Source organism: Nocardia ninae NBRC 108245, from assembly GCF_007990755.1.
Classification (GTDB): domain Bacteria; phylum Actinomycetota; class Actinomycetes; order Mycobacteriales; family Mycobacteriaceae; genus Nocardia; species Nocardia ninae.
This window is the reverse complement of record NZ_BJXA01000144.1, coordinates 1-11,102: the sequence shown is the minus strand read 5'-3', so window position 1 is coordinate 11,102 and position 11,102 is coordinate 1. Positions and strand designations below refer to the sequence as shown.

The following is an 11,102-nucleotide window of genomic DNA, read 5'->3' as shown; positions in this document are numbered from 1 at the left end:
GGGCCGCCGAAGCGCAGCGGGCCGCCGCCGCGGCCGACGAAGCGAAGAAGCGCACGCGCAAGCGGGTGATGATCGGCGGTGTCGCGATCGTCGGCGTCGCCGCGCTGGTCGGCGGCGGTTACCTCGCCTACCGGGCGATCTCCGCGCCGGACAAGGTCACCGCGTCGTGTGTGAAGGTCGAGAACGGTCAGGAGATCGTGGTCGAGGACCGCTACTGCGGCGACGGACGTCCCGGTTTCGTCGGTGGCGTCAGTCCCGGCCTGATCATCCTCGGTGGCGGGCCGCAGTATCGCTACCACTACGGCGGCACATCGACCATCGGCCAGCCGCCCACGGGTGGCACCACCGTGAAACCCAAGAGTGCCGAGATAAAGACGAAGAGCGGCACCACCATTCAGCGCGGCGGGCTCGGCAGCAAGAGCACCGGCGGGGGATCGTAGTGCGGCGGATACGCAGTACGCCCCGGCCGGATTGGCAGCAGATCACCGAGAGCCAGGGCCTGGTCTATGGTGTGCCCGGTCGCGATGCCAGCGGTCAGCCGCGGCCGTACTGGGACGAGTCGGTGCACTACGAGTTCGAGATGGACGAGATCCTCGCGCTCGAAGCCGATGTCGAGCTGCTGCACTCGATGTGCCTCAACGCCGTCGAACATGTCGTGCTCACCGAGCGGTTCAAGGATTTCGGTCTGCCCGAATGGAGTTGGGCGCCGATCACCGAATCCTGGCGGCGCAACGACCCTTACGTGTACGGGCGGTTCGACCTGCGCTACGACGCGCGTCGGCCGGCGAAACTGCTGGAGTACAACGCGGATACGCCGACCTCGCTGCTCGAAGCGGCAATTGTGCAGTGGCACTGGCTGACCGCGCGCTATCCCGGCGGCGATCAATGGAATTCGTTGCACGAGAAGCTCGTCGAGCGCTGGACCGAGCTGCGCGACACCCTGCCGACCGCGCAGCTGCACTTCAGCTGGTCCGGGGCCGACGCCACCGGCGAGGACAACGTCACCACCGCCTACGTGCAGGAGACCGCGGCCGAGGCCGGGTTCGACACCATCGCGCTGCCGATCGAAGAGGTCGGATTCGACACGGAGCTGGAGCGTTTCGTCGATCTGGCCGAGGCGCCGATCGAGGCGATCTTCAAGCTCTACCCGTGGGAGTGGGCCCTCGACGACGACTTCGGCAAGCGGGTCGTCGGCAGTCTGCCGCAGACCATGTGGATCGAACCGCTGTGGAAGACGTTGCTCAGCAACAAGGCGATCCTCGCGATCCTCTGGGAGATGTATCCCGGGCATCCGAACCTGTTGCCCGCCTACCTCGATCAGCCCAACGAGCTCACCGAGTACATCCGTAAGCCGAAGCTGGGTCGCGAAGGCGCCAACATGACCATCGTCGGCGCCGGCCTGGAAACCGCCACCGGCGGTATCTACGGCGAAGAGGGTTACGTCTACCAATTGCTGGATCCGCTACCGGAGTTCGACGACATGCGCCCCGTGCTGGGTGCCTGGATGGTCGGCGACACCGCGGCGGGGCTCGGCATCCGGGAGACCGCCGGACTCATCACCGACGACGGCTCGGCCTTCGTCCCGCACCGCATCGTCACCCCGTAGCCCGCACATACTCTTCGTAGCCAACACTTTCGGAAGGATCATGATGACCGCAGTCGCCCTCGAATCGGGGTACTGGAGCTCGCTCGGCGAGGGCGTGGGAGCCATCATCCTCTACGCCCTCATCGGTCTGGTCCTGATGCTCGTCGGGTTCTACGCCATCGACCTGACCACCCCCGGCCACCTGCGCGGGCTCGTCGTCGAGGGCAAGCCCAACGCGATCATCGTCACCGCCGCAGGCATGATCAGCATGGCCTTCATCGTCGTGCTCGCCATCCTGGCGGTCGGCAGCGGCGGCAAACTCTCCGAAGGCCTCATCGCCGCCCTCGTCTACGGCCTCGTCGGCATCATCGCCCAGGTGATCTCGGTCCGCGTCCTCGAAAAAGCACTCGGCATCGACATCGGCGCCGCCCTGCACGCCGACACCTACACCACCGAAGTCCTGGTAGTAGCCGCCGCCCACTTCGCCCTCGGCCTCGTAGTAGCCTTCGCCATCCTCTGACCCGCCACATTCACCACGCCGCCGAGCACCAGCACGAATCGCACGCGCGGTAGACCTGACGTGCCCACTCGGCCCAGCGGGGGCTGCTGCCCGTGCCATCGATGCTGGTGAAGCGCTCCGTGTCGGACCCGCAACTTACCCTGCAACGTGATTCGCTCGATCAAGCCTGTTAAGGAAATCCTTGAATTGCGGACGTGGGGGAGGTACCGTCAATGGACGAGTGGGAGATCTTCATAACCGACGAGGTAGAGCAGTTCCTCGATGCTTTATGGCAGACCGACCGCGCAACGCACACCCTGGTCAACCAAGCGATCCTGCTGCTGGAGCGAAGCGGTCCCGCGCAAGGGCGGCCGCTCGTGGACAGCATCGCCGGATCGCGGATTGCGAATATGAAGGAGCTGCGGCCCGGGTCCGCAGGGAAGAGCGAGATCCGCATACTGTTCGTCTTCGACCCGTGGAGATCGGCCATTCTGCTGGTGGCGGGAGACAAATCCGGCGCGTGGCAGCTGTGGTATCGGGAAGCGATACCGCGAGCCGAAAGACTGTACGACGCTTACCTGATCGAGCGAGCTGAGGAGTCGCACCAATGACCACACATCGGCGCTGGCGCGACACCGGACACCTCGAACGCGCAATCGACGCGGCGGGCGGGCCCGAAGGCTTCGAAGAAGGTGTCGAGCACCTGCAAGATCGCGCGCGTGGCTGGCGTCTTGCGGAGCTGCGGAAGCATCGCGGCCTCAACCAGAAGCAGGTAGCGGAACAGATGGGTGTGTCCGTGGCCAGGGTGTCGCAGATCGAGCAGGGTGAGGTGTCCACTCGGGACGTGCTGGATCGGTATGTATCCGCGCTCGGCGGGGTGCTGAAGCTCGTCGCCGACTTCGGCGACGAGCAACTACGGGTGGGCTGACCTAGACACAGCCGTGAGTGGCACACCATGGTGTGGACCACTCGACGTTTGCCACCGTCATGTGCCACTTGCGGACATGGTCAGCGTGTGCTGGGCTTTTGGGTCGGGGTGAAGAGGGTGAGGGTGGTGGCGGCAGCGGATAGGGCTGCGCTGGTCCATAGGGCGGATGTGGTTGTGCCCGTCGCGGTGATAGCCAGGCCTGCGGTGGCTGGGCCGAGGGCGGCACCGATGTTGAGGGCGGCGGTGGCGAAGGCGCCGCTCAGGCGTGGGGCGGTTGGGGTTGCGGTGGTGACGATGCGGCCGATCACTGTGGAGCCGACGGCGAAGGAGGTGGCACCGCTGATTGTTGCCATGGCCAGGAGGCCGGGGAGGTAGTCGGCGATCAGGGCGGTTGTGGTCCAGATGATCAGTAGGGCAACTGATCCCGTCGAGAGAATGATGTGGGCGGATCGGTCGGCGTAGTGGCCGGCGAGTGTGACGCCGAGGAACGATCCGATTCCGAAGAGGGCAAGCATTATCGGCACCCATCCGGGTCCTGCTTCGCTGATGTTGGTGGTGATCACCGCGAGGTAGGTGAAGGTGGCGAAGGTCGCTGCGTTCACCACTGCGCCGAGTACCAGCATGATTCGCACGCGCGGCAGACCCAGCGTGCGCCACTCTCCCCACAGGGAACTTCCATCGGTCGCTTCCGCTTTCCCGGTTTCCGTTCGAACCAGCGACCAAGTGCCGACCAGGGCGGGCACACTCACGACGACGACTGCCCAGAAGGCCGATCGCCAGCCGAGTTCCTGCCCGAGGAAGGCTCCGGCGGGGACGCCGGCAATGCAGGCGAGTGTCACTCCGGACAGGATGATGGAGGTCGCTCGACCGACCCGATGCGGACCGGCGAGGGCGGGGAGCGCGGCGAGTGCGACCGCGAGGAATCCGGCGTTCGCCACCGCCGCGACCACGCGGGTGGCGAGCAGCACGCCGAAGGCGGTGGTGAGTGCGCCGACGACGTGCGCGGCGATGAACAACGACAAGCATCCGGTCAGCGCGTACCGGGCAGGCCAACGACCGGCGACCATCGCCATCAGTGGCGCGCCGACGATCATTCCGACGGCGAACAGCGACGTCAGCAACCCGGCCGAGCCGAGCGAAACTCCGACATCCGCTGCGACGGGCTCGAGCAGCCCCGACAACATGAATTCCGATGTCCCCTGAGCGAATACGGCGACACCCAACACGAAAATGACAACAGGCATGCAAAGACTCCCAGACTCTGTTCGACACCACGCCGCCCTCCGGCGCAAAAGCGGCAACGGAGGGAGGCAGAGCAGAAATCGCCCCGATGGGACGACGCTCAGGGCCGAACGACCGGGTAGGCAGGTCGATTCGCGCATGGCGAGGGACGCCACCTGGTCGTTCGACAGGTGGCTAGAGTCTGGACGCCTCGGGTGAAGTCACGCCCGGCACCATAGCAACGGCACCGTGGGTGACGGCAAGGGAATTAGTGGCCGCGGGCGATCCAGTCGGCGAGGGAAGGTTTTTCGGCGCCGATGGTGGTGGTGCCGCCGTGCCCGGTGTGCACGGTGGTCTCGTCGGGGAGGGTGAGTAGCCGGTCGCGGATCGAGGCGATGATGGTGTCGAAGTCGGAGTAGGAGCGGCCGGTGGCGCCGGGGCCGCCGGAGAACAGGGTGTCGCCGGTGAAGAGGGCGGCGGCCTCGGGCAGGTGCAGGGAGACCGAGCCGGGGGAGTGGCCGGGGGTGTGGAGAATGTCGATGTCGATGTCGCCCACGGTGATTCGGGCCGTGTCGGCCAGTGAGCGGTAGTCGACGTCGGGGTGGGTCATCCGCCAGAGCGGGTCGTCGGCGGGGTGCAGCAGGATGGGGGCGTCGAGCCGGGTGCTCAATTCCGGTGCGACGGTGACGTGGTCGTCGTGGCCGTGCGTGCACAGGATGGCGACGACGTTGCGGGTGCCGACGGCCTCGGCGATCGCGTCCGCATTGTGCGCCGCGTCGATGATGAGGACGTCGTGCTCGTCGCCGATGAGCCAGACGTTGTTGTCCACGTCCCAGGTGCCGCCGTCGAGGGAGAAGGTGCCGGAGGTGACGACGCGTTCGATGTTCGTCACAGGACCACCACCGAGCGGAGCACATCGCCGGTGTGCATCGCGGCGAACGCCGCCTCCACCTGGTCGAGTGAAATACGTTCGGTGACAAAGCGTTCCAGCGGCAGGCGGCCCTGCAGGTGCAGGTCGACCAGGGTCGGGAAGTCGCGTTCGGGCAGGCAGTCGCCGTACCAGGAGGACTTCAGCGCGCCGCCGCGGGAGAACAGGTCGATCAGCGGCATGTCCAGGGTCATGTCCGGCGTGGGGACACCGACCAGGACCACGGTGCCCGCCAGATCGCGGGCGTAGAACGCCTGCTTCCAGGTTTCCGGGCGGCCGACCGCCTCGATGACGACGTCGGCGCCGAAGCCGTCGGTGTACTCCTGGATCTTCTCGACCACGTCCTCGCTGGTCGCGTCGACGGTGTGGGTCGCGCCGAAATCGGTGGCCCAGTCCAGCTTCTGCTGGTCCCGGTCGACCGCGATGATGGTCTTAGCGCCGGCCAGCCGCGCGCCGGCGATGGCGGCGTCGCCGACACCACCGCAGCCGATCACCGCGACGGTGTCGCCGCGGGAGACGTTGCCGGTGTTCATCGCCGCGCCGATGCCCGCCATCACGCCGCAGCCGAGCAGCCCGGCGACCGCGGGGTCGGCGGCGGGATCGACCTTGGTGCACTGTCCTTCGTGCACCAGCGTCTTGTCGACGAAGGCGCCGATGCCGAGCGCGGGGCTCAGTTCGGTGCCGTCGGTGAGGGTCATCTTCTTGCTCGCGTTGTGGCTCGCGAAGCAGTACCAGGGACGGCCGCGCTTGCAGGCCCGACACTCGCCGCAGACGGCCCGCCAGTTCAGGACCACGTAATCGCCGACCTCGACGTGGGTGACCGCGTCGCCGACGGTCTCGACGATGCCCGCGGCCTCGTGCCCGAGCAGGAACGGGAACTCGTCGTTGATGCCGCCCTCGCGGTAATGCAGATCGGTGTGGCAGACGCCGCAGGCCTGCACCCGCACCACCACGTCGTGCGGGCCGGGATCGGGGATCACCACGTCGACGATCTCGACCGGCGCGCCTTTGCTGCGGGCGATGACACCGCGCACGGTTTCCGACACCTATGCCTCCTAGGAGATTTCGTCGACGCGGAACCGGTGCGCCCGCGAGCTGAGCACCGTCCATACTGCCGCGCTCGGCAGGGCGACACCACCGCCGGGTGGCATCGGACGGCCGTTGGGTTGACATTCCATAGTGGAGGGTTCATGCTTGAAGATATTCCACTGTGGAGGTTGGAACCGTCGATAAGGAAATTCGGTATGGACATATCGCCCGGTACCCGCGCCTCGAACGCCGAACGTGAGAAGGTGGTGCGCTTGCTCACCAGGCACCTGGAGGACGGCCGGATCGACCTCGCCGAGTACGACGAGCGCGCCGCGAAGGTGTACGCGACCACGACCACGGACGATCTGCAGCTGGTGCTGTCGGATCTGCCCAAGCTGCCGAAAGAGACTGCGTCGAAAGCGGACTCGGGGTCTCGCATCCCGATCTGGCAGAAAATCGAAGGCAGCAGCTGGCTCGGTGTCAGCGTGCTCGTCCTGCTGATCTGGGGTGCTATCTCGCTGAGCGTTGGCGAGTTCACCTACCCGTGGCCGATCTGGGTGATCGGGCCGTGGGGCGCGGTCCTGGTGTTCCGCATGCTGACCGGGTTCGAGTCGGGTCGGTGCTCGCGTCCCCTGCGCTGAGCACGGCCGCTCGGACTGAGCGTGCTCACCTCAGTTGAGCGGGGTCACCTGAGGTGAGCATGGTCGCCGGAGCTGAGCCAGGTCGCCTGCGTTGTTCGTGATCGCCCAGGCTGAGCCAGGCTGGCCGCAGTGAGCATGGTCGGCCCGCCTGGGCGCGGTCGCCCGAACTGGGCCTGGCCCGCTGAGTTGGGCGCGGTCGCCTGAACTGAGCCTGGTCAGCTGACGAGGGCCGTCGGCGTGTGGCACCTGTTTGCAGCGGCTAGCTCACCCTCGGTGCCGGAACCTCGGAGGTAGCGGCAGCGGTCGGAGCGGCGCGCAGAGTGAACCGGCCTACGGCCAGCGTGGGGTAGCGCTGTGTGATTGGGCGTGCCGACCGGTGCCCGCGGAATTCGGTGGCGGGCTCGACCGTCGGTGGCGGCGCGCGGGCGGCTCGTCGTACTCGGCGGGCGGCTGATCCGCCCACCCGGAGTATTCGTCGCGCTGCCGCGGTGGCGGCTCGGGCGGCGCCTGCCGCTGACGGGGCATGGATCGCGCGGGCCAGGACGGCTCGGCATCCGGCGCGGATCGTTGCCGGGATGGTGACAGCGGCTCGTAGCGCGGGGCTGCCGGATAGTCGTCCGGCAGGGGCGAACTACCTCTGCGCTGCAGCGGCAGGGGATCAGGTTCTCTGCGCCGCGAATGGTGTTGGGGCTGAGCGGCATCCCTGCGATACGGCCGCTCCGCCGGCGCCGGCGCGGGGTTCTCCAGCTGTGCCTGGATCGCGTCGAGACGCTCCCGCCGTGCCCGCGCGGCGGCCGGGTCCTCGTACGGCGACCGCGCGGGTTCGGAGTCGTGGTGCGGCCACTCGCTGTCCGGCTGCGCGTGCTGAGACCGTTTGGAGTTGCGCCGCTCGAGAGGGGGACGTGCGGTCTCGTCCCGGGTCGGCCAGTGCGGTGCGGGGTCGTCGTACGCCGCTGCGGGATTCTCGTACGCTGCGGGATTCTCGTAAGACGGTGCGGGATTCTCGTAGAGCAATGCGGGGTTGCTGTAGGACGGTGCGGGATCGCCGTAGGACGGTGCGGGATCCTCATGCCACAATGCCGCAGCCTCGTACGGAGGTGCCGCGGGCGCGAAGTCGTCACGCGGCGAATATGTCGGTGCGGCGGAAGGCCACTGTGCGCGAGCGGGTTCCGGTTCCCCGTAAGGTGACCGAGCGGCTTGGAAATCTTCGTGCGGCGGATACGCGGCGGCTCCAGGATTCCACTGTGCGCGTGCTGGTTCCGGCTGTTCGTGAGGTGGCCGGGCGGGTTCGTAGTCTTCGCGAGGCGCATACGGGGCGGCACCGAAATTCCACGGTGTGCCAGCTGGTTCCGGCAGCCCGTAAGGTGACCTGGCCGGCTCATGGTCTTCGCGGGACGGAAATGCGGCGGTCCCGGAATTCCACCGTGCGCGCGCTGGTTCCGGCTCCTCGTACCGCGGCCGGACGGGCTCGAAGTCTTCGCGTGGAGTCGGAGCCGAGGAACGCCACCGCGCGGGTTCCGCACCGGGTGTAGGCGTAATCTCGTCATACGGTGCGCTTGCTTCGGCATGCCATCGCGACTGCGCGGGCTCCGGATCCCGCTGTGGCCAGCCAGGTCCGGCGTCTTCATCCCGAAATCCAGCGGGTGCGAGAGTGTCTCGACGGGCGTGCGTCGGTGCGTCCGGCTCGATGGGGTCTTCATCGAATACCGGCGCGGCACCACGGTACTCGCGACTGGGTGGTGGCTCATTGCGGTGCACTCGCGCGGAAACGGGCACGTCGCGCCGGGGCGCCGGCTGGGGGAGACCGGGCCGCAGGACCGGCAGTTCCCGAGTTTCCTGCGTGGCGCTGACACCCTTCTCGCGATAGGTAGCCGGAATGTCGTGCGCGCGCAGCCAGGCACCGGGATCATGCCTGCCGTGCCGATCCAGTTGCGGGACAACCTCTTCGAGCAGTTCCAGGATTTCGCCTTCGTCATCACCGAGGGCGGCCCGGATCTCGGGAAAGGTATCGGGGTGGAAGATCCACATCCATTCGTAGGCGGGATAGGTGCCGCCCAGATCATGACCGTGGAAGATGAGATCGCCGGAGCGAGCGATCTTGGCGCGCATCGACCAGCCCTCCGATTCGACCAGGAACTCCCGGTTTTCGGCGCGATCCTTGCCTGTCACGGCACGACTCTTCGCTCCCGCCCGACCGTGCGCCCCCGCACGGCCCTTCGCCCCAGCACGACCTGTCGCCCCCGCAGGATCTCTGGTCGCCGCACGATCTTTGGCGTGCCCCCCGCGCATCTCCGCCCGCCCCCTACGACTTTCGGCCCGCACCGCCCGAGACTCGTCTTCCTCATCGAGATAGTCGGTCAACTTGACCTCGAACCAGGCCGCCCCCAACCCTGCGGCCAACAGCGTGCCCGCGATGGCGACCTCAACCCACTTGTCCGCCAGCAGCGCGCTCCTGCTGTTCTCACACGCGTAGAGGAACAGCAGGCTACCGAGCAGCAGCAGCGCGATGCGGGCAAGCCGGAACGCCGTACTGGTCCCGGCTGGGGCTGGCATCCTGTGGCGCTCCAAACATTCCCGCTGGCGAATCAGACTGGATCGTATGCGGCGACAACGCCGTGTGGCAGGGCGTCCGGCGAGTCGGTCGGTCTATTGGTGTAAAGGTTCCGCTGAGGTCGAACAAGATGCCCGCATTCGTTACCTGCGGGCGGCACGCGTGTCGTCTGCGCGCGCTATGGTCCCGCATGTGGTGGGCGCGTCGGTCGCGGCATCGGATCCGGTGCGGTAGACACTAGGGACGACGCGTCCGGCAAACTTCGGGCACATTGAAATACGGGATATCGCGGGATGACTCGATAACCTACGTGTGTCGCCGAACCGCCGCGCGGCCACGGGGGCCGTCCCGCGTCCGCGGTGCTCGGCACTCGATGGATACCATGACTGGTCGCCCGCCTCTGTTGATCAGGCAGAACGGGTCGGCGTGCGCGACGGGCCCGGCAACGGGCAGCTTGCGGAACCGACGAAAACGGAAAGGTCGTCGAACTTGCATCTCAAGAGCCTGACGTTGAAGGGCTTCAAGTCCTTCGCGTCCGCGACGACGCTGCGGTTGGAGCCGGGGATCACCTGTGTGGTCGGTCCGAACGGTTCCGGCAAGTCCAATGTGGTCGACGCGTTGACCTGGGTCATGGGCGAGCAGGGCGCGAAGGCGCTGCGCGGCGGCAAGATGCAGGACGTGATCTTCGCGGGCACCGCGGGCCGGGCGCCGCTCGGCCGCGCCGAGGTCACCCTCACCATCGACAACTCCGACGGCGCGCTGCCCATCGACTACGCCGAGGTGTCCATCACGCGGCGGATGTTCCGCGACGGCGCCGGCGAATACGAGATCAACGGCAGCTCCTGCCGGCTGATGGACGTGCAGGAACTGCTCAGCGACTCCGGCATCGGCCGCGAGATGCACGTCATCGTCGGCCAGGGCCAGCTCTCGGCCATTCTCGAATCGCGACCGGAAGACCGGCGCGCGTTCATCGAAGAGGCCGCGGGCGTGCTCAAGCACCGCAAGCGCAAAGAGAAGGCCGTCCGCAAGCTCGAGGCGATGCAGGCCAACCTGGCCCGCCTCACCGACCTCACCACCGAACTGCGCCGCCAGCTCAAACCACTCGGCAGGCAGGCTGAGGTGGCCCGGCGCGCGCAGACCGTGCAGGCCGACCTGCGCGATGCGCGCCTTCGCCTGGCCGCCGACGACCTGGTGACCCGCCGCGGCGAACTGGAGAGCCAGCAGAGCAAGGAAGCCTACGCGCGCGAGCAGCACATCAACGTGCAGAGCGAACTCGACGCCGCCAATGCCGCACTGGCGCAGCAGGAATTCCAGCTGTCCCGGCTGACGCCGAGCGCCGAGGCCGCCGCCCAGATCTGGTTCCAGCTCTCCGCGCTGGCCGAGCGGGTCAACGCGACCATCCGGATCGCCCAGGACCGCGCCCGCCACCTCGACACCGAGACGCCGGTCGGCAGCGGACGCGACCCGGAGCAGCTGGAGGCCGAAGCCGAGCGGGTGGAGGCCGAGGAGGCCGAGCTGCGCGAGGCGGTCGAGATCGCGACCGAGACGCTGGAGGCGGCCCGCGACGCGCTGGCCGAACGCGAGCACTCCGCCAAGGCCGCCGAGCAGGCGCACCTGGCCGCGGTGCGAGCCATCGCGGACCGGCGCGAGGGTGTCGCGCGGCTGGTCGGCAAGGTCGACACGCTGCGCACCAGGGCCCAGTCCTACGACGGCGAGATCG

General features: G+C 67.6%; 10 protein-coding genes and 1 pseudogene. 7 read left to right on the top strand and 4 right to left on the bottom strand.

Translation table 11 applies throughout. The features are described from left to right. From NN4_RS43610 to NN4_RS43590, 5 genes and pseudogenes are all read left to right on the top strand, one after another. A pseudogene (locus NN4_RS43610) lies at window positions 1-440 on the top strand (hypothetical protein); the annotation flags it as partial. Continuing rightward, window positions 440-1,606 carry a glutathionylspermidine synthase family protein gene (locus tag NN4_RS43605; protein ID WP_147144069.1) on the top strand — a complete coding sequence of 389 codons (1,167 nt, stop codon included), beginning with the start codon at window positions 440-442 and terminating at the stop codon, window positions 1,604-1,606. The pseudogene NN4_RS43610 and the gene NN4_RS43605, both read left to right, overlap by 1 nt. Window positions 1,607-1,649: 43 nt before the next feature. Beyond that, on the top strand, window positions 1,650-2,105 hold the full coding sequence (locus NN4_RS43600; RefSeq protein ID WP_147144066.1) for a DUF350 domain-containing protein: 456 nt from the start codon (window positions 1,650-1,652) through the stop codon (window positions 2,103-2,105). 212 nt (window positions 2,106-2,317) lie between these two features. Next, window positions 2,318-2,695 (top strand): type II toxin-antitoxin system RelE/ParE family toxin, encoded by a 378-nt coding sequence (locus NN4_RS43595; protein ID WP_147144063.1) that lies wholly within the window; start codon window positions 2,318-2,320, stop codon window positions 2,693-2,695. Then, window positions 2,692-3,012: a helix-turn-helix domain-containing protein gene (locus tag NN4_RS43590; protein WP_147144060.1), complete on the top strand. Its 321-nt coding sequence runs from the start codon at window positions 2,692-2,694 to the stop codon at window positions 3,010-3,012. Before NN4_RS43595 ends, NN4_RS43590 begins: the two co-directional genes overlap by 4 nt. An 80-nt stretch (window positions 3,013-3,092) precedes the next feature. Here NN4_RS43590 and NN4_RS43585 read toward each other — a convergent pair whose 3' ends face one another. The 3 genes from NN4_RS43585 to NN4_RS43575 all read right to left on the bottom strand — a co-directional run bounded on the left by NN4_RS43585 (window position 3,093) and on the right by NN4_RS43575 (window position 6,207). Further along, on the bottom strand, window positions 3,093-4,256 hold the full coding sequence (locus NN4_RS43585) for a Cmx/CmrA family chloramphenicol efflux MFS transporter (RefSeq protein WP_147144056.1): 1,164 nt from the start codon (window positions 4,254-4,256) through the stop codon (window positions 3,093-3,095). A gap of 245 nt (window positions 4,257-4,501) precedes the next feature. Continuing rightward, complete coding sequence (locus NN4_RS43580; RefSeq protein WP_147144053.1) at window positions 4,502-5,125, bottom strand: MBL fold metallo-hydrolase; 624 nt, start codon at window positions 5,123-5,125, stop codon at window positions 4,502-4,504. After that, complete coding sequence (locus NN4_RS43575; protein WP_147144050.1) at window positions 5,122-6,207, bottom strand: S-(hydroxymethyl)mycothiol dehydrogenase; 1,086 nt, start codon at window positions 6,205-6,207, stop codon at window positions 5,122-5,124. The genes NN4_RS43580 and NN4_RS43575 overlap by 4 nt, the downstream gene beginning before the upstream one ends. A 198-nt stretch (window positions 6,208-6,405) precedes the next feature. On the opposite strand from NN4_RS43575, the gene NN4_RS43570 reads away from it, so the two are divergent. After that, window positions 6,406-6,831: a DUF1707 SHOCT-like domain-containing protein gene (locus NN4_RS43570; RefSeq protein WP_147144047.1), complete on the top strand. Its 426-nt coding sequence runs from the start codon at window positions 6,406-6,408 to the stop codon at window positions 6,829-6,831. Between the two features lie 330 nt (window positions 6,832-7,161). On the opposite strand, the gene NN4_RS43565 is transcribed toward NN4_RS43570, so the two are convergent. Continuing rightward, window positions 7,162-9,384, bottom strand: coding sequence for a hypothetical protein (locus tag NN4_RS43565; protein ID WP_147144044.1), 2,223 nt, complete (start codon window positions 9,382-9,384; stop codon window positions 7,162-7,164). A gap of 487 nt (window positions 9,385-9,871) precedes the next feature. Between NN4_RS43565 and NN4_RS43560 the strand changes: the two genes are divergently transcribed. Next, a partial coding sequence (locus NN4_RS43560; RefSeq protein ID WP_147144042.1) for a chromosome segregation SMC family protein occupies window positions 9,872-11,102 on the top strand: 1,231 nt, incomplete at its 3' end.